The following is a 19,486-nucleotide window of genomic DNA, read 5'->3' on the forward strand; positions in this document are numbered from 1 at the left end:
GTGTAAGATGATAGTTACATTATTTATTGTATTAAGTATCGTATTTATCTTTTTTGCTATGCTAAAAATATATAACTTAGGCATAGCGCGAATATTCAATAGTCCGATTGTATTATCTACTTTTTTCTTTGTCCTTATTCACCTACTCATGCCCACATTGCAATGGGATGTCGGATACTTTAGGTACAGTAACGAGTACAACGTACACACCTATATCTATTCGATGTTACTAGTCGCTTTATTGCATTTAGTTTTCATCCTTGGTTTGTCATATTTTTCAGTTGATGACAAACCTGAACTGTTACATTTTACGCTCTCGCGTGTGTTCCTAAAAAGAGTGCTACAAATTACCTGTATCGTTTTCATCTTTGGTGCATACAATGCGGGAAAAAACATCTATCAAATACTCAGTATTGGATATGAAAATTATATAACTGATCGCATATCAATGGGAGTTGGCAAAGGATTAAGCCTATTACTGGCACACTGGACATACATTGCCTGTTTACTCTTTTTCTTTATTTTTTATCATGCCAAGCATTACAAATGGATAAGGCGTATAAGTTTACTCGGTTTTATTAGCTCATTTACACTCGCTGCGGCATATTATGGTATTAACAGTAACAGAAATTCTTTGTTTCTCTTACTCATCACTTTGATGTGCTTTGGCCTGTCCTTTAATCCCAAATATGCGGGGCACTTAACATTTCGGCAATTGAGAAAAATCGTATTGGTTGTCATCGGTGTTTTGTTATTGTTCTTTACCTTACATACATTGGGGAAAGTTCGTAGCGAAGCAGGAAATTATCGCACAACACAAGAAAGCTATGGCTTGATCAATTCACTCAACGGTGCATTTGGTAACCATGAAAATATTGTATGGCTAATGACACATCAACAACAATTAGAGCTCGGTGTGACCTATATCGCAGGCATTGCCAATTTTATACCTAGAACCATTTGGCCTGAAAAGCCAGTCGGAGCAGGACCTAGACTTAAAAACGCAATATACCCGGGCTCTTATGTCGTTGGTAAAAAAGGTAACTCTTCACTCACTACAGGGCTTTATACTGAACTTATCATGAACTTTGGCCTAACTGGCGCGATAATCGCTAGTTTTTTTATCGCCCTTATGCTTAGTATTTTTCTCATAAAACTAAAACACAACTCGTCACCAATAATGCGGCTTATTTTTTTATTTTCAGTCGTTATGTTTTCCGCACAATTTATGTATGCTGAATTCCTAGGTTTTTTTGCGCGATATGTCTTTTCTATCGTGCCATTTATTTTACTTTATTTCGCGACGCGGCGAATCAAGAGCTAATCAACAATGAAACAAATTTTACAAAATATGGGAACAGGTGAAACAACAATCGTTGAAGCGCCAGCACCACAAGTTAAAGCAGGCCACGTTGTCATCACTTCATCGGTTAGCCTTATCAGTGTTGGCACAGAACGTATGTTGGTTGATTTTGGTAAAGCGTCATTAATTGATAAAGCGCGCCAACAACCAGAAAAAGTAAAAATGGTGCTCGATAAAATACAAACCGATGGTCTATTAACCACTGTTGATGCAGTAAGATCAAAACTCGCTCAACCTTTACCGTTAGGTTATTGTCATGTTGGTAAGGTACAAAGTGTTGGTCCAGGTGTGCATGACATCAATGTTAACGACCGCGTTGTTTCCAACGGTCCTCACGCTGATACAGTGAGAATAGCAAAAAATTTAATCGCGAAAATACCGGATAATGTCGACGATGAAAGTGCCGCCTTTACCGTACTTGCTTCTATTGGCTTGCAAGGTATTCGTCTTGCCAAACCTACATTAGGGGAACAGGTTGTTGTTATAGGTGCAGGCTTAATAGGTTTACTCACAATTCAGTTGCTAATTGCCCAAGGCTGCCGTGTTTTGGCAGTAGACTTTGATCAACAAAAACTAGCATTGGCACAGCAATTTGGCGCTGAAACTTGTAATCCAAAACAAGGTGAAGATCCCATTAAAACAGGTCTCGCTTTTAGTCGCCAACAAGGTGTAGATGCCGTCATTATCACGGCATCTACATCATCGAGTGATCCCGTTTCTCAAGCGGCAAATATGTCACGTAAACGAGGACGCATAGTCTTAGTTGGTGTGACGGGGCTCGAATTAAATCGTAGTGAATTTTATGAGAAAGAGCTGAGTTTTCAAGTGTCATGTTCTTATGGGCCTGGTCGCTATGATGACAAGTATGAAACACAAGGACATGATTATCCGCTTGGCTTTGTGCGCTGGACAGAACAACGAAATTTCATTGCGATATTAGATATGATGGCAATGGGGAAATTAAACGTTAAGCCATTAATTAGTCATCGATTTTTATTTGAAGATGCACTAAATGCTTACCAAGAGTTATCCGATAATAAGTCAGCACTCGGTATATTACTCACTTATCCAAAAAGCCCAGCGCCTGTCATTAAAACATTAACCTTGAATGAAGCTAAAGCAACTAGCGACGATGTGGTTATCGGCTTTGTCGGCGCGGGAAATTATGCCTCTCGAGTACTTATTCCCGCGTTTAAAGCCGCGCATGCAAACTTACATACCATAGCGACTTCCACGGGAGTCAGCAGTGTTATTCACGGCAAAAACAATGGTTTTTTACAAGCAACCACAGATACCGATGCGATGTTAAACAATGACAACATCAATACAATCGCGATAGTAACGCAACATAACAGCCATGCCACGTTTGTTAATCAAGCACTTGCTAATCAAAAGCACGTTTTTGTTGAAAAGCCGCTCGCCATTAATCAACAACAACATGACAGTGTAGTAAAACAATACCAAGCAACAGATAATCAATTGCTTATGGTTGGTTTTAATCGACGTTTTGCGCCTCATATTGTAAAAATGAAAGCGTTGCTAGCAGGCAGCACAGCGCCTAAATCTTTTATTATGACAATCAACGCTGGGGAAATTCCTAAAGCGCATTGGACGCAAGACCCAGCTATTGGTGGTGGCCGTATTATCGGTGAAGCGTGCCATTTTATCGACCTTATGCGTTTTCTTGCTGACAGTAAAATTAGCAATATTCAGGCGCAGCAAATGGGCAGTAAAGGCAAAGTTGCCATTACAGAAGATAAAGTTGCCATTACCTTGAGTTTTGAAGATGGCAGTTTTGGCACAATTCATTATCTGGCAAATGGCGCAGCATCTTTTCCAAAAGAGCGTATCGAAGTGTTTGCTGAAAACAAAGTGATTCAACTGGATAATTTTCGAAAAATGACCGGCTACGGTTTTAAAAACTTCAAAAAAATGAACTTATGGCAACAAGACAAAGGACAAAAAGCCTGTGCAAAAGCTTTTGTCGATGCAATAGCAAACGGCCTCAAGAGTCCAATACCTGTTGAAGAAATTTTCGAAGTATCACAAGCAACGCTTAATGTTGCTGCCCTACTTGCAAAGGCAGAATCACACGAATGTTAAGTAAGCTTGTCACCTATTATCGTCTTGGCATAACCAATGTTTTGGCGGTAGCGTTTTATCGCGTAAAGGTAAAAATAGGCTATTTCGAAAAAATAATGCCCATTGATAAGCAAAGCTATCCAGACAGGTTCTTTACCACAATGAATAACGATAACGGTAACGAGAACATACGTACGGTTGACACTAAAGCATTTGGTTGGATGCCTGTTGACGTTAAACAAGATATCGATTGGCTAACCTCGATAATTAATCACCACCATATTACTAATAATCGTCGACATTGGAGTCGTATAAGTGATTTTGCATTAGCCATAGGTGATATTAAAGGTGTCTGGGAACTTTCAAGGTTTACGTGGTTGTTTTCGTTAACCTTGCAATACCTAAAAACAGGCAAACAAGCTTACCTGCAGCGGCTAAACTTACACTTAAATCAATGGTTAGAAAGTAATCCGGTCAATCAAGGCGTTAACTGGAAATGTGGCCAAGAAGCATCTATTCGCGTTATGCATTTAGCCGCCACCGCGCACCTTTTGCACCAAGATAAAGAACTGAGCTCGTCGCTTAAGCTTTTACTCACCGCACATTTACAGCGCATCGCGCCAACGGTTAGCTACGCAATTGCACAAGATAATAACCACGGCACCAGTGAAGCTGCCGCGCTTTACATTGGCAGTGCAGTACTGCTGCAACAACCCGCTTGTGATAACAAAGCGCAATTATTAACGTGGTTGAACTTGGGGCGGAAAACATTTGAAAATCGCTGCAAAAAGCTAATTGAAGAAGACGGCTGTTTTAGTCAACATTCCAGCAATTACCATCGGTTAATGTTAGATTGCGCCTCGCTCACTGAGTTTTTTAGGGATAAATATCAACTATCCGCATTCTCTGATGCTTGGTATCAAGCATTAAAACATGCAACGCTATGGCTAGACAGCATTACAGATCCTAGTACAGGGCAAACACCCATTTTAGGTCTTAATGATGGTGCCCAACTGCTACCAGTAACACCATGTGACTATCTCGACTTTAGACCCAGTGTGCAATGGGCGTATCAGCTGTTTTTAAAAAAAACGCGTTATCAACAAGGTGACTTTCAGCAGCTTGCTCAACTGTTCCATAATAGCGAGCCCCTAAAAGTTAATGAGCCAACACTCCATGCGCTCAACAGTGACTATCAACACTTGAAGAGAGGGCATTGGCGGGCATTTTTATCAACACCAACAGCAAAATTTCGTCCGACTCAATGTGACGCATTGCATATCGATTTATGGTGTGGCTCTGACAATATTTTTATTGGAACCGGCACCTATAGTTACAACTGTCATCCAAAATGGCAGGACTATTTTCCAAGCACACGCGCACAAAATACCGTGATGTTCGACGAAGATGAGCAAATGAAAAAAATCTCACGGTTTTTATACGCTGATTGGATCAAAGTTTATGTTATAGAACGACAAAGTCATACCCTATCAGCAAAATATAATAGTAAAGCACACCAACATTGTCGACAAGTCAGTCTAAAAGACAAACAAGCTATCATCATTGATACCGTAAACAGTTTTACCAAGCAAGCTTGCCTACGTTGGCACCTCTCACCAAGCAATTGGCAGTTAAGCGGCCAAACAATTTCAAACAAATACTATAAAATAACGCTAAGCAGCACCGTTAAAATTAACAAACTATCACTTGTTGAAGGGTGGTACTCACGTTACTATTTAAAAAAAGAACCCATTACTGTTATTGAATTGATCATCGATAGACCGGGAATAATCACTACCACCGTAAGCAAAGTTGTATGAGAATCCTCTACTTTCATCAACACTTTTCTACTCCAAAAGGCGCTACGGGAATTCGCTCCTATGAAATGGCTAGAAAACTGACAGCACAAGGCCATCAAGTTACCATGGTTTGTGGGTCATACAGTGGCGGCAATACTGGGCTGACCATGCCATTTGTTAATGGTCAGCGACGAGGAACCGTTGATAATATCGATATTATCGAATTTGAAATTGACTATGCTAACGCGCAATCATTGCTAAAGCGGACGTTGGTGTTTGCTAAATTTGCCTACAAATCAATAAAAATAGCGTTAAAGCATGATTATGATTTAGCATTTGCCACCACCACACCGCTCACCGCAGCGTTGCCTGGGCTTGCGGCGCGTTGGCTAAAACGTAAAACCTTCATTTTCGAAGTGCGTGATCTCTGGCCGGAATTACCCAAAGCCATGGGAGTGATCACTAACCCTTTAGTTTTGTTTGCCATGTCCAGTTTAGAACGTTTAGCCTATCGATCCGCACATGGCCATATAGGGTTATCGCCAGGTATTGTAACGGGTATAAAACAACATATTGCTCAGGACAAAAATATCGCATTAATTCCAAACGGTTGTGATCTCGATATCTTTGCACAGAGTCTAGATGAGTGGCAACCTGAGGGCATTAATAGCGATGATTTTGTCGCAGTGTTTTCAGGAACGCACGGCCAAGCAAATGGCTTGCATGCCATCATAAACGCCGCAGAAATGACACTTAAACAGGCACCACAAATTAAGTTTCTATTGGTTGGCCAAGGAAAGTTAAAGCCCGAATTAATGAGACTTGCCAACGACAAAAAGCTGTCTAATATCATTTTTTTAGCGCCAATTAACAAGGCATTATTAGCGAAACTATTCAATCGTGCTGATGTTGGTTTACAAGTGTTAGCGAACATTCCAGCCTTTTATCATGGTACTTCGCCCAATAAATTTTTTGACTATATCGCTGCGGGCCTTCCCGTAATCAACAACTACCCTGGTTGGCTTGCGGAAGCTATTACTGAACATCAATGCGGAATAGCGGTCGAGCCTGATAATACACCTGCGTTAGTCGATGCTTTAATAAAGCTATCAACACAAGAGTCCTTATGCAAACAAATGGGGAAAAATGCCCGTAAGTTAGCAAAGCAGCAGTTTTCTCGTCAACAACTCGCTCAGCAATTTGTTGACTATATTGAACAGGTGCACGCCAACAATGATTAAACGCTTCTTTGATATTGTCGTTTCAGCGACTGCTCTCATATTGTTGTCTCCACTTCTACTATTCATTGCGTGGCGAGTTGCAAAAAACCTTGGAAGACCAGTCTTTTTTAAACAACCGAGACCAGGGTTAAATGGTAACGTATTTAATATGCTTAAATTCAGAACCATGCGTGATGCCACAGATACTAATGGCGTACCGCTTGCTGATGAAGATCGTTTAACCGCTTTTGGAAAATCGCTGCGAGCGAGCAGTTTAGATGAACTGCCAGGGCTGTGGAATGTCTTAATAGGTAACATGAGCTTAGTCGGGCCAAGGCCACTACTTGTTGAATATTTACCTTTATATTCCAATGAGCAAGCAAGACGACATAACGTAAAACCAGGGATCACAGGATGGGCTCAAGTTAATGGTCGTAACGCGATCACATGGGAAGATAAATTTTTACTTGATGTTTGGTATGTGGATCATCAATCATTGTGGTTAGACATAAAGATATTATTAATGACCGTAAAAAAGGTTATTACCAAAGCAGATATTCATGCTGAGGGGCAAGTAACCATGAGTAAATTTAAGGGGAATCAACATGAGTAAATTACTAATTATCGGCGCTGGTGGACATGGCAGGGTCATTGCCGATTGTGCAGAAGCGAGCCGACAATACTCGGAAATTGCATTTTTAGACGATACATACCCTGAGCGAGAAACAAACTTAAACTGGCCTATTATTGATAAATCTTCTCAATGGAAGTGTTATCAAGATGACTATGATTTCGCATTAGCCATCGGCAATAATAAGTCACGTTTAGCCCTATATCACGCCTTAGCCAAATCAAGCGCACGATTACCTAATATTATTCACCCACGCGCTGTAGTCAGTAAACATGTTACGTTAGGCGCAGGTAATGTGATTTTTGCTAATGCGGTTATCAACCCAGGTACAACATTGGAAAACGTTTGTATCATCAATACAGGCGCAACCGTCGATCATGATTGCCATCTCGCTAATGCAGTACACATTTCGCCGGGCGCAAACTTAGCAGGAGGGATTAAAATCAACACATACTCCTGCTTTGGTGTTGGTAGTTGCTCAGTTCAATGTGTAGACATAGCAGAAAATACTCAAATTGGTGCTGGTGCTGCTGTAACTCAATCGACCGAAGCAAATGGTCTATATGTTGGCGTGCCTGCTAAACGTATTAAAGATATCGATTAAGGAACTTTTGTGCAAAACACCGTAATATCACCTTGGCCTCATTACAGCCAAGAAGAAGCTGACGCCGTATCAGGTGTTTTATTATCTAACAAAGTTAATTACTGGACGGGCAACGAAGGCCGAGCGTTTGAAAAAGAGTTTGCCCAGTATACACACAGTAAATATGCTGTAGCCGTTGCAAATGGTACCTTAGCGCTCGATTTAGCCATGCATAGTTTAAATATCGGTGCAGGTGATGAAGTTATTGTCACGTCTAGAACCTTTATTGCTTCTGTAAGCAGCATTATAAATGCCGGTGCAACGCCCGTATTTGCCGATATCGATATTGACTCACAAAACATTACCGCCCAAACAATTAGTGCCGTATTATCACAAAAAACAAAAGCCATTATCTGTGTGCATTTAGCTGGTTGGCCATGCGATATGGACGCTATTATGGCTTTAGCCAATGAGCATGACCTCTTCGTCATTGAAGATTGTGCACAAGCACACGGTGCAACATACAAGGGCCAAAGCGTTGGCAGCATAGGTCATATTGGTGCGTGGTCATTTTGCCAAGACAAAATTATGACCACGGGTGGTGAAGGCGGCATGTTAACCACCAATAGTGAAGCTATTTGGCGAAAAGCGTGGGCATTTAAAGATCATGGAAAATCTTATGCAGCGGTTTACGAAAAATCACATCCCCCTGGTTATCGCTGGCTACACGAGTCATTTGGCACCAATTGGCGCCTAACCGAAATGCAATCAGTCATTGGCCGCATTCAATTAAAAAGAATGCCTGCTTGGCATGCCCTTCGAAGTGAATACGCAAAACGAATATTTAACACTTGTCAGAAATATCCATTTTTACGTGTGCCAGAATTGCCTGACAATATTGAGCATGCTTTTTATAAATGTTGTGTATTTGTCCGTCCAACGTTATTACCCTCAAATTGGTCGCGCGACGCTATTAGCCAAGCAATATCAGAACAAGGCATACCTTGTTTTTCTGGAAGTTGCTCAGAAGTTTATCTTGAAAAAGCGTTTGATAACACGCCTTTTAGACCAGAAAAACCGTTAGCTAATGCTCACCAATTAGGTGAAACAACACTCATGTTCTTAGTGCACCCAACACTTACACAACAAGAAATAGAAAAAACTTGCCACGTTATTGAACAAATTTGCAACAAAATTGCAGACAGCAACATTTAACCTGTTAATATAACAAAAAGTTAACATTTTAAGATTAGCATCACGTGTTAACTTGCACTGAAATGTTAGCTTAATAATGTTTGGTATACAGGGTTTTCCCGATGATAAGAAAAATTGATTTAATTCCAAGCTCTGCAAAGTTACTACTCGCATTAACCTATGATGTTACCGCGCTAGGCGCGGCATTTTTTCTTGCCTATTTGATGCGTTTAGGCGCAACCAATATTTCCTTTGACTGGCCGGAATGGGCGGTATTTCTGCATGTATGTTTAGGCACAATGCTCATCTTTTATTTTCTCGGTATCTACCGCTCCGTCGTTAGATACTTTAACTCACGTGCAACACTTAAGGTTATCGGAATACTAGGGCTTTCAACGCTAATATTTTATCTATCCGGTTTATTTTTTGACGCCTTTGTACCGCGCTCAGTCCCGATTGTTTTTTTTGTTTTAGCCGCTAGTTTAATTGCCGGTGCGCGCGCGGTAATTGGACTAATAACTAATCATAAACTCTTTGATGAACGCGAAGCCGTGATCATTTACGGTGCAGGTAGTACGGGTCGTCAATTGGCGAATACGCTATTAGCAGGTAACCAATACCAACCTATTGCGTTTATCGACGAGAAAAGTCGATATCATGGTAGAGAAGTACTAGGCCTTAAAATATATGCATTGACGCATATTGAAAAATTACTCAAAAGTTATGGGCAATTTAAAGTGCTCATTGCGGTATCAAAAGTACGTCAAACACGCATGCAGGAAATTGTTGCCGCAATAGAGCCTCATGCGCTTGAGTTACTCGCAATTCCCCCGATGGCGGATATTCTGTCAGGAAAGCAAAAAATTGATGAATTACGTGAAGTTTCTATAACCGAATTATTAGGTAGAGAGCCTGTCGAACCAATCCCTGAATTACTCAGTGCTAACATCAAAAATAAGGTGGTCATGGTATCTGGCGCAGGTGGCTCAATCGGTAAAGAATTATGTCGACAAATCATTCATCAAGATCCAAAAAAGCTTGTTCTGTTAGATGTTAGTGAGGCCTTCTTATATGAAATTAATCAAGAGTTGAGTGAATACCTTCAAGAAGTTAATGCGACAATTCCACTCGTGCCCTTAATCGGCAATGTGCAAAACGGTATGCTGATGAGCAGCATATTCCATAGCGAACAAGTCCAAACAATCTATCATGCCGCCGCTTATAAACATGTGCCACTTGTTGAGCACAATGTCATGGCGGGTATCTCTAATAATGTGTTAGGCACTTATGAAATTGCTCAGGCAGCAATTTTCTGTGAGGTAGAAACATTTGTTTTGATTTCAACAGACAAAGCTGTGCGTCCTGCTAATGTAATGGGCGCTACAAAACGTTTAGCTGAGCTCATACTCCAGTCGTTAGCACCTAGAGATCATAATACGCGCTTTGTCATGGTTCGGTTTGGCAATGTACTAGGCTCCTCTGGCTCTGTCGTGCCACTGTTTAAAAAGCAAATACGTGCCGGCGGTCCAATCACGATCACTCACCCAGATATTATTCGCTACTTTATGACCATTCCAGAGGCGGCACAATTAGTGATTCAAGCAGGCGCTATGGGTACAGGCGGAGATGTTTTTGTCCTTGATATGGGTGAGCCAGTTAAAATCGTTGATTTGGCTTATAATATTACCCACCTAATGGGGCTCACCATTAAAGATGCGCAAAATCCTCAAGGAGACATCGAAATAAAATACAGTGGCCTTAGACCTGGTGAAAAGTTGTATGAAGAGCTATTAATTGATGATCATGCGCAGCCGACACGCCACGAAAGGATACTAACAGCAAACGAACGCTCCTTGTGTTGGCCCGATGTAAATCGCTTATTAAATCAAATCAATGATGCCATGCGTGCAGAAGATACTGACGCGCTGCGCAACATTCTCCTGAATGCCCCGCTAGAATACAGACCCGAGCAAGAATCATTAGAAAATGAAACTAATGAAAAAGTATCAACGAGTAACCCATCTTCTATCGCCAGTTAATGATAGAATAATACAATACTAATAGCCCCCTGTCGTAATGTCTCAACGCTCTCCAAACAATCAATACCAGCTATTAATCGATTCACATGAAATTGACGTCGACAAGTCTCAGCATGAAGCGGTTGAATACCTACAAAAACTGTATGTTGCCCTTACCGCCAAATCCGCATGGTTTCAACACAAGAGAAGGTCACTAAAAGGGCTTTATTTATGGGGGAAAGTAGGTCGCGGCAAAACATTTTTGATGGATTTATTTGTTGCGAGTTTGCCAAAAAAAGTATGTAAACGGCAACATTTCCACCATTTTATGCAAGATGTTCATCAGCAACTTAATTACTGCGTAGGGCGCACTGAACCGCTGAAATATGTCGCTCAACAGTTTAGCAAACAACATCGAGTGTTATGTTTTGATGAGTTTTTTGTTACCGATATTGGTGACGCCATGCTTTTAGGTAACTTACTTAAATACCTTTTCGAGTTTGGAGTAGTTGTCGTTTGCACGAGTAATTGTGCGCCACAAGCTCTGTACCGAAACGGCTTGCAACGAGCGCGTTTTTTACCGGCTATTACTGCCATAGAGCAGCACACTGACATATTACATTTAGACGGAGAAAAAGATCACAGAAAGCGAGTGCTAACTTACGCTAAGAACTACATTGAGTTACCCTGCGACCAAGCACAACAACACAATATTCACAACGCACTGCTGAAGCAATTTGGTTTGCACACTGCCCCGCAAAACACTGTTCCTCAACGTGAGAATCGAAATAATAAGATCACAATTTTGGGGCGAGATATTCACTATATTGCTCAATTACGAGATGGAAAAAAGAATATCATTTGTTTTGAATTTTCAACACTTTGCCAAGGACCACGTAGCCACTTCGATTACGTGGAACTCGCTAACATATTTGACACTATTTTGTTGTTCAATGTCCCGAATATGAGCGGTGCTGCTAACGAAACGATTAAAGCCAGAGGTACTGAAGACAACGGCTCAAACATTAACATTGCAGCAAGTGAGACAGGCCAACGTGAAGTCATGTTAGCCCCCTTAGATGATGCTGCGAGAAGATTTATCGCCCTAATAGATGAATGTTATGATCGCCATATTACTGTGGTTATAACCGCACACGTTGCGCAAGCTAAGTTGTATAACAGCGGTACTTTATTGTTTGAATTTGAACGTGCTAAAAGTCGTTTAATTGAAATGTCTACCGTCGAATATCAGCATAAAAGATCAGCGTCACCATATCTTTAACCATAATTGCCGTACACAGTTTAGAAACGTCACTTAGGTCTTTACTGCTTTTTCAATAACAACCACGCTGTAGCATAATCTGCATACACTTTGTTTTCTTGATAATAATCTTGCCAACCAACATAACTGCCTTTTAGCCAATCGAGCTGAAAGAGGTTATTATCAAAAGCGCCTCCCTGATCAGCTAACACACCGAGTTGCAAGACCTTAGCATTTTCTTTTTCAATTTGGATTAGAAATAGTTTTCCTAACCCGAGTTGCTTAACATTACCGGCAAATGCAACATCCTTTTCGATAACAATTTTATTCGTAATTTCCGTACCATAACCCAGCACATTGGGTACTTCAGCGAAATACCAATATCGTGCTTGTTGGCGTTTACCCAAGGTATAATCATAACCAATACCATTATTACGGTGAACATTAAAATAGCGTGTTACACCGTCAACATCGACTACACCTGTACCTTGCAACAGTACATCGTGTAAGGCATCTTCAGTAAGCCAAACTAATGGCTTTGCAAGGTCATTTTCAAGTAATACACCATCAATTATTTCTTGTCGTGTGTAACGGAATCGTGTGAGCGTATTTTTTTGTTGTTGTGCCTCTTTTTTTGTCATGCCTTGTTCATCAAATGGTAAGGCGTATATTGCTTGTGAATAGTGTTTAGATGGTTGTTCACTCGCATGAAGTAATTTGATGTAATACTTTGTCAACAAGATCTGATGTTCAGGCATACCCATTAATAGCCGCTTTTTAACATCGCTTGTACTTTTCTTGGCGCGCAAGTTAGCCGTTTTCTTATCAGGTAACCAGTGATAAAAATCAAAGTGTTGTTTTAAAAACGCCACATCTAGTTGTTTGTCTTGTAACTGACAAACAAACGCTAACGTCGCTTTAACACGCGATAAGTTAGCTTGCGGTAATAATGCTTCACCTGCATGAACGGCAAATGAATCTTCAGGATGCTGTCGCATGTAGGCAAGGGTATTCCTTGCAACCTGACAAAGCGACTTAGCTGATACCTTACTCTTTTTATCAATGGCAGGTCGTGCATCTAACACAAACTGCGCATTGACCGAAAAAGTGCATAACAGAACAATAAACCCGTACTTCTTCAATGAACAAACTTACCCGTTACTTAACGTTGATTCTGCTAATGTCGCTTCAAGTGCTTGAATAAATTCGTCGCTATCTGGCGAAACTCTGGGGCTAAATGCTTGTACTGTTTTGCCTTTACCATCAACTAAATACTTATAAAAATTCCATTTAGGAGACGTTGCTTTATCTGACAAATACTGAAAAACATCGTTGGCATCACTCCCTCTTACTGCGCTCGTTGAAAGCATAGTAAAAGTGACACCGTAATTTATATAACAGATTTTAGCGGTTTCTTGTTCATCATCTTCTTCTTGGAAGAAATCATCCGATGGAAAACCTATCACAACAAGTCCCTGTTTTTGGTATTTCTTGTGAATCGCCTCAAGCTGTTTAAAGTGCGGTGTATAACCACAATTACTCGCGGTATTAACAATCAACACAGGTTTACCTTGTGTCAACTCACACAGATTAACCGTTTGAGAAGAGTGTAATTTTTGTTTTGTTGTTTGTAAATAATTAGGACAACTGGGCGCATCATCAGCTTTTGCCCAAACATTGGTATGAAATACAAGTACAATTAATAATCCAAATAATTTTTTCATGACACATCACCTTGCAAACTAATGTGGTAGATTACGATGCTTTTTCATTAAAAGATCAAGTACAATCAATGTATCTTCAATTATTTATGGAAATTTACTGTGGTAATTCGACTCATTTTAACAACAATAATATTGACAACCTCACTAAATATAACTGCCAAGGAAATGGAAAAAGACGCAGCTTATCAGTACCTTGAACAGCTAGTTGGTCAAAATGGTATTGGTGCAAGAGAAGCTGGCACTATTGAAGAAAAACAAACTGCTACGTTTATTGTTAACGCTTTTAAAGCTCTTGGCTACCAACCAAAAACACAAGCATTTAACTTTGGTGTACTACAAGACTCTGCCAATATTATTGTCGATTCAAATCCAAACGCTGCATTAACGGTTATTTTAGGTGCACATTACGATTCTACAGCGGCAAATAAAGGCTCTTTAGGAGCGATTGATAATGGCGCTGGTGTCGCCGCAATGCTTGCTATTGCAAAAAATATTGCTCAACGCCAAAAACCGTCAAAAATAAATATTCGTTTTATTGCTTTTGGTGCTGAAGAAAACGGGCTAAAGGGCTCAAAGTATTATGTTTCCCAATTGGTCAACCAACCAAAAGCACTTAAAAACATAATAGCGATGATCAATTTCGACACCATTGCAGGTGGAGATATTACTTATGTTCATAGCGCACATACAACGCCATATAAATGCGCAGATAACGACTTGCCTTTTAACAGTGACACATTGGCGAGAGATGCGCTATTGTCAGCCTCTCAGGCAACATTAAGTAAAGAACATCACTATACAATACACCCTGCTTATCCGGGTTATCCTGAAGGTGTCACCGGTGCATGGTCTGATCACGCACCATTTGCTTGTGCAGGCATTCCAATCGCCTATGTTGAGTCGACAAACTTCACGATTAATGGAGAAGACGGGTTTGATGGCTATTCACAAACAACGCATGAGGAAACATGGGACTGTTTTGACAAAACAAACAAAACCGCATGCCAACGTGATGAAGAAAAACAATGGGGTAAAATGTGGCATACCAAATTTGATCAGCTAGATAAAATAAATACGCTCTTTCCAGGGCGATTAGCTCGTCAATTAACACAGAATGTTACGGTTTTAACCGAATTATTAAATAAGCCTGAGTTATACTTGTTTAAATAATTTAAGTGTTCAACCACTTATCCTAATTATCAAGTGCGCCAACGTATCGCCGTTGCTATTATTGATAAGATTAAGCACGCTATACGTGGAACTAGTCGTTACCGATTTTTAATGTTAAGTAAAAGCGTTAGTAACACTAAAATGAACGCTAGTTTCTTCAATAGGGACATGAATTTTAAAGAAGTTGACTTACAATAAGTGAGTCACAATAACGTAAGAGTTGCCAGTTACAATGAATATACTTCACTTTTCCAAAACTTTCGCCTATGGCCTTTTACTGCCATTAACGTTTCTTTCAGCCACGAGCGAGGCATTCCAAGGGCGCGCCGCTAATGTTAACGTTACTGAAGTGATAAAAACAACACTTTCACCCGTTGCTTGGGTTTCAGGCTCAGTTGTCAGCCGCAATAACTCAGAAATTGCTGCCAATGTTTCTGGCCGGCTGTTGCAACTTGCTGACTTAGGCGTAGAAGTAAAGCAAGGAGACATCATTGCCCAGCTTGATGACAAACCATTAAAGCTTCAATTACAAGAATTAACGGCCAATGTCGAAAATGCTAAGGCAGCATTGGCATTTGAGAAAGCAGAAGTTAGAAGAAAGCAAGCCCTGGTAAAACAGAAGCTAATTGCTCAACAGTTGTTGGAAGAAACAACGGCTAATTACAATAAAGCAAAAGCCTATTTAGCGGCAGAGCAAGCAAGGCTCGCGCAAACTGAACAAGACTTAGCCTATACTAAACTTCGCGCACCATTCGATGGTATTGTTGCCAAAAGGCTTCGTAATCAAGGTGAATTCGTTAATAACGGCAATGCGATTATTCGATTGGTCGAGACAGCCAATGTTGAAGCGTCATTATTCGCCCCGCTAACGGCCTACCGCTTTTTAAAGCAAAGTACTGATCTCGCAATAAAATCACCATTAGGTGAAGGCGTTGCCCCGATAAAATCGATAATTCCAGTTGCAGATTCACGCTCCCATTTAATGGAAGTGCGTTTAGATATGAGGAACTTAGATTGGCCAATAGGACTGGATATCAAAGCAGCGGTTGCAACGGGGGCAAGTAAAGAAACATTAGCCGTACCAAGAGATTCGTTAGTACTTAGACGAAATCAAACCTCTATTTTTATTGTCGACGACACCAATACAGCACAACAAGTCAATGTAGAAATTGGTATTAGCCAGCATGAACTATTAGAGGTTATTGGCGATATCAACGAAGGTGATTTAGTGGTAATACGTGGTGCAGAGCGTTTGCAACCTGGGCAGGCAGTAAACATTAAGAAAAATAATCATGCGCTAGTATCTGGCAACGTAGCAGCGGAGAAGTAGTCATGACTTTAACGTCCGCCTCACTTAAAAACCCTACCGCTGTCGTTGTAGCTGTTTTACTGATTGCGCTTTTTGGTGCAATCAGTTTATTTAAACTTCCCATTCAACTAACACCTGAAATTAGCCAGCCGCAAATAGTCATTTCTACAAGTTGGCGAGCTGCTGCTCCTGAAGAAATTGAAGCAGAGATTATTGAACGCCAGGAAGATGTATTAAAAGGTTTGCAAGGCTTAGAATTGCTAGAATCGAGTTCTAATCAAAGCCAAGGTTCAATAACACTCAGGTATAAAACCGGTGTTAATCTAGAACGCGCATTGATTGACGTTATGAATGCGTTGAACCAAGTACCGTTCTACCCACCAGATGCCAATGAACCGACAATTGCTGTAGGTGGCGCGAGTACATTCGAGGCGATTGCTTGGTTTGCTTTAAAACCTACTGAAGGTAATAATCGAGACATAGTTTCATACCAAGACTACGTCGAAGAAGTTATACAAACACGCTTAGAGCGCGTTGAAGGGATATCTCAAACGAACGCTTTTGGCGGTTTACCTACTGAACTACGTATCACTTTTGATCCATATAAAGCTGCAAATCTAGGGCTTAATGTGCCAGCCGTCGCAGCAACCTTAACCGACAACAGTGACACCTCAGGTGGTTTTAATGAAGTAGGACGACGCAAGTATACCTTACGTTTTTCCGGTAAATATGGCGTTGAACAACTACAAAACATGATACTCGATTGGCGTGATGGCCAACCTATTTTGTTAAAAGATGTCGCTCATGTAGAACTCACCCTTGCTGATAGAACCGGTATTCTAACGCTTGACGGTGAACCTGCGATCGCGATGAATGCGCAAGTTGAACAAGGCGTAAACGTAATTCAAGTCATGGAAGGGCTACAGGCCGCCATGAAAGAGCTTAATGAAGGTCCATTAAAACGCGCTAATTTAGAGTTGATCCAAATGTACGATGAAACCATCTATATTGGTCGCTCAATGAGTCTAGTTAAAAACAACTTATTACTTGGTATTTTCTTAGCCGTTATCGTTTTGTGGTGGTTTTTACGTAAGTTTAGAGCAACACTCATTGTTGCTGTCTCTATTCCAATTTCACTTATTGTTACCTTAGTGATCATGTATAGTGCCGGCCGTACGCTCAATATCATTTCAATGGCAGGTTTAGCCTTTGCCGTAGGTATGGTGTTAGATGCTGCAATAGTTGTGTTAGAAAACATCGTACGTTTACGAGAAAAAGGCGAAGATCCCCATAAAGCTTCTTTAAAAGGAACCTCGCAAGTTTGGGGCGCTTTAATGTCTTCAACGGCAACGACTGTTGCCATATTCTTACCGATCGTATTTTTAGAAGAAGTGTCGGGACAGTTATTTGCTGATTTGGCTATTACCATTGCGGTAGCCATCGTCGCCTCTTTACTTATCGCCGTTACTGTATTACCAACGGCGGCACGTAGATTATTAAAAGAAGTAAACAACGAAGATCCACATGAACATTGGTGGCACAACATCACCCAGAAAATCATGAGCATTACTTCTACGCCACAAAAGCGCTATGCATGGGTATTCGGGCTAATGTTGTTTTCTTTTGCTGGCAGTTACTTTTTATTTCCAAAAGTAGATTATCTACCAAAAGGGAATCAAAACTCCTTCAATGCTTTTTTACTCCCGCCTCCTGGGCAAAGTTACCCTGCTGCGCGTGTAGAAATGAGCGATGAAATTAACCGCCGATTAATGCCTTATTTAACCGGTGAAAAAGAACCTAGAATCGAACACTCTTGGCTAGGGTTCTTTGGCAACTTTGGCTTCATGGGTGGACGCGCAGCAGACGCTGACACAATTAAAGACATCATTAATGTCATAAACGGTGAAGTACTCGCAGGCTTTCCAGATACCATAGCTTTTGCGTCACAAGAGGAGCTGTTTGGCAATTTAGGTGGTGGTCGACGCATCGATATCGACATTCAAGGTAACGACGTTGATCAATTGTTAATGGCAGCACGAATAGGTTTCGGCGCAGTTAGCCAGGCATTGCAAGGTGCACAAGTGCAGCCATCTCCAGGGCTATCACTTGCCGAACCCGAATTACGCATGATACCTAATGAACGACGTGTTGCCGAAGCCGGATGGACCCGACAACAGGTTGCCTCCATTTCTCGTGCGTTAGGCACTGGACTTTACGTTGGCGACTACTTTAATGGTCAAAAACGGCTTGATGTTTTTTTACGCTCTACTGACTGGGAATCGCCAGAAGAGCTCGCGGCAATTCCATTATACACGCCAGAAGCAGGCATTCAGCCGGTAGGTGAGTTGGTTGATATTGTTCGTACTGCAGGCCCAAGTTCAATAAGACGTGTAGATAGAAAGCGTACAATAACCTTACAAGTAACACCGCCAGATAACATTAGTCTTGAAGAAGCAATCGCCTTAATTAAGGAAAACGCTGAACCAGCAATCATGGCACAGTTACCTGAAAATGGTGCAGTAAGTTACCGTGGTTCTGCAGAAGCACTGACCGAAGCTTTAACCAGCATGAGTGAAAGTTTCTTATTAGCATTAGCAATACTGTACTTGTTAATGTCAGCTTTATTCCGTTCTTTTAAAGATAGCTTACTCGTGGTGTTAACCATTCCATTAGCAACCGTCGGTGGTATTGCCTTACTACAAATAACCAATATGATAATTTTTCAACCATTAGATTTATTAACCATGATTGGCTTTGTTATTTTGCTCGGGCTTGTTGTTAACAACGCGATCTTACTCGTTTATCAAACACGCATCGGTGAAAGAGAAGGATTAACACGACATGATGCCGTTCAACAAGCAGTAAGGTTACGTTTACGCCCTATTCTTATGAGCACATTGACCAGTATATGTGGCATGTTACCTCTGTTAATGATCCCAGGAGCTGGAGCAGAGCTTTATCGCGGCATTGCAGCAGTTATTGTCGGAGGGATGAGTGTAAGTACGGTATTTACGCTAATTTTCTTACCAAGCCTTTTACAAATGGGTAAAGCGAGGGAGCCGAAAGTGGCAGCTGAGTTATCCCCGGTAAGTAAGTAAATACAAACTGAATAATAGCCATTATTAGTCATTG

14 protein-coding genes are annotated in these 19,486 nt (G+C 40.9%); 12 read left to right on the forward strand and 2 right to left on the reverse strand.

From position 1 onward, the window contains the following. The first annotated feature begins 7 nt into the window (after positions 1-7). The 9 genes from QUE09_RS16220 to zapE all read left to right on the forward strand — a co-directional run bounded on the left by QUE09_RS16220 (position 8) and on the right by zapE (position 12,172). A complete protein-coding gene (locus QUE09_RS16220; RefSeq protein WP_286233915.1) occupies positions 8-1,324 on the forward strand; it encodes an oligosaccharide repeat unit polymerase in 1,317 nt (438 codons plus the stop codon). Positions 1,325-1,330: 6 nt separating this feature from the next. Then, entirely contained in the window at positions 1,331-3,466 is a 2,136-nt protein-coding gene (locus QUE09_RS16225) for a bi-domain-containing oxidoreductase (RefSeq protein ID WP_286233916.1), read from the forward strand. Then, positions 3,460-5,265 carry a heparinase II/III domain-containing protein gene (locus QUE09_RS16230; RefSeq protein ID WP_286233917.1) on the forward strand — a complete coding sequence of 602 codons (1,806 nt, stop codon included), beginning with the start codon at positions 3,460-3,462 and terminating at the stop codon, positions 5,263-5,265. Before QUE09_RS16225 ends, QUE09_RS16230 begins: the two co-directional genes overlap by 7 nt. Continuing rightward, positions 5,262-6,485: a glycosyltransferase family 4 protein gene (locus QUE09_RS16235; RefSeq protein ID WP_286233918.1), complete on the forward strand. Its 1,224-nt coding sequence runs from the start codon at positions 5,262-5,264 to the stop codon at positions 6,483-6,485. Before QUE09_RS16230 ends, QUE09_RS16235 begins: the two co-directional genes overlap by 4 nt. Then, complete coding sequence (locus tag QUE09_RS16240; RefSeq protein ID WP_286233919.1) at positions 6,478-7,077, forward strand: sugar transferase; 600 nt, start codon at positions 6,478-6,480, stop codon at positions 7,075-7,077. Before QUE09_RS16235 ends, QUE09_RS16240 begins: the two co-directional genes overlap by 8 nt. After that, on the forward strand, positions 7,070-7,699 hold the full coding sequence (locus QUE09_RS16245; protein WP_286233920.1) for an acetyltransferase: 630 nt from the start codon (positions 7,070-7,072) through the stop codon (positions 7,697-7,699). The genes QUE09_RS16240 and QUE09_RS16245 overlap by 8 nt, the downstream gene beginning before the upstream one ends. A gap of 9 nt (positions 7,700-7,708) precedes the next feature. After that, positions 7,709-8,893: a DegT/DnrJ/EryC1/StrS family aminotransferase gene (locus tag QUE09_RS16250; RefSeq protein ID WP_286233921.1), complete on the forward strand. Its 1,185-nt coding sequence runs from the start codon at positions 7,709-7,711 to the stop codon at positions 8,891-8,893. Between the two features lie 101 nt (positions 8,894-8,994). Then, on the forward strand, positions 8,995-10,911 hold the full coding sequence (locus QUE09_RS16255; protein ID WP_286233922.1) for a nucleoside-diphosphate sugar epimerase/dehydratase: 1,917 nt from the start codon (positions 8,995-8,997) through the stop codon (positions 10,909-10,911). Between the two features lie 37 nt (positions 10,912-10,948). Then, positions 10,949-12,172 carry a cell division protein ZapE gene (zapE, locus tag QUE09_RS16260; protein ID WP_286233923.1) on the forward strand — a complete coding sequence of 408 codons (1,224 nt, stop codon included), beginning with the start codon at positions 10,949-10,951 and terminating at the stop codon, positions 12,170-12,172. 41 nt (positions 12,173-12,213) lie between these two features. Here the strand turns inward: zapE and QUE09_RS16265 are convergent, their stop codons facing one another. After that, positions 12,214-13,236, reverse strand: a complete 1,023-nt coding sequence (locus QUE09_RS16265) for an MltA domain-containing protein (RefSeq protein ID WP_286233924.1) — start codon at positions 13,234-13,236, stop codon at positions 12,214-12,216. Positions 13,237-13,302: 66 nt separating this feature from the next. Continuing rightward, positions 13,303-13,875 carry a glutathione peroxidase gene (locus QUE09_RS16270; RefSeq protein WP_286233925.1) on the reverse strand — a complete coding sequence of 191 codons (573 nt, stop codon included), beginning with the start codon at positions 13,873-13,875 and terminating at the stop codon, positions 13,303-13,305. A gap of 165 nt (positions 13,876-14,040) precedes the next feature. Here QUE09_RS16270 and QUE09_RS16275 point away from each other — a divergent pair, with 165 nt between their 5' ends. The 3 genes from QUE09_RS16275 (at position 14,041) to QUE09_RS16285 (ending at position 19,452) form a co-directional block, all read left to right on the forward strand. Then, positions 14,041-15,045, forward strand: a complete 1,005-nt coding sequence (locus QUE09_RS16275; RefSeq protein ID WP_286233926.1) for a M28 family metallopeptidase — start codon at positions 14,041-14,043, stop codon at positions 15,043-15,045. A gap of 232 nt (positions 15,046-15,277) precedes the next feature. Then, positions 15,278-16,375, forward strand: coding sequence for an efflux RND transporter periplasmic adaptor subunit (locus QUE09_RS16280; RefSeq protein WP_286233927.1), 1,098 nt, complete (start codon positions 15,278-15,280; stop codon positions 16,373-16,375). A gap of 2 nt (positions 16,376-16,377) precedes the next feature. After that, positions 16,378-19,452, forward strand: coding sequence for an efflux RND transporter permease subunit (locus QUE09_RS16285; protein WP_286233928.1), 3,075 nt, complete (start codon positions 16,378-16,380; stop codon positions 19,450-19,452). The last annotated feature ends 34 nt before the right edge of the window (positions 19,453-19,486 follow it).

It is taken from the genome of Thalassotalea sediminis (assembly GCF_030295915.1).
Classification (GTDB): domain Bacteria; phylum Pseudomonadota; class Gammaproteobacteria; order Enterobacterales; family Alteromonadaceae; genus Thalassotalea_C; species Thalassotalea_C sediminis.

Excerpts from the sequence above, each read along its gene's own strand:
- QUE09_RS16240 (WP_286233919.1), top strand. The coding sequence starts at position 6,478 with ATGATTAAACGCTTCTTTGATATTGTCGTTTCAGCGACTGCTCTCATA.
- QUE09_RS16225 (WP_286233916.1), top strand. The coding sequence starts at position 1,331 with ATGAAACAAATTTTACAAAATATGGGAACAGGTGAAACAACAATCGTT.
- QUE09_RS16270 (WP_286233925.1), bottom strand. The coding sequence starts at position 13,875 with ATGAAAAAATTATTTGGATTATTAATTGTACTTGTATTTCATACCAAT.
- QUE09_RS16285 (WP_286233928.1), top strand. The coding sequence starts at position 16,378 with ATGACTTTAACGTCCGCCTCACTTAAAAACCCTACCGCTGTCGTTGTA.
- zapE (WP_286233923.1), top strand. The coding sequence starts at position 10,949 with ATGTCTCAACGCTCTCCAAACAATCAATACCAGCTATTAATCGATTCA.
- QUE09_RS16230 (WP_286233917.1), top strand. The coding sequence starts at position 3,460 with ATGTTAAGTAAGCTTGTCACCTATTATCGTCTTGGCATAACCAATGTT.
- QUE09_RS16255 (WP_286233922.1), top strand. The coding sequence starts at position 8,995 with ATGATAAGAAAAATTGATTTAATTCCAAGCTCTGCAAAGTTACTACTC.
- QUE09_RS16245 (WP_286233920.1), top strand. The coding sequence starts at position 7,070 with ATGAGTAAATTACTAATTATCGGCGCTGGTGGACATGGCAGGGTCATT.
- QUE09_RS16235 (WP_286233918.1), top strand. The coding sequence starts at position 5,262 with ATGAGAATCCTCTACTTTCATCAACACTTTTCTACTCCAAAAGGCGCT.
- QUE09_RS16220 (WP_286233915.1), top strand. The coding sequence starts at position 8 with ATGATAGTTACATTATTTATTGTATTAAGTATCGTATTTATCTTTTTT.
- QUE09_RS16275 (WP_286233926.1), top strand. The coding sequence starts at position 14,041 with ATGGAAAAAGACGCAGCTTATCAGTACCTTGAACAGCTAGTTGGTCAA.
- QUE09_RS16280 (WP_286233927.1), top strand. The coding sequence starts at position 15,278 with ATGAATATACTTCACTTTTCCAAAACTTTCGCCTATGGCCTTTTACTG.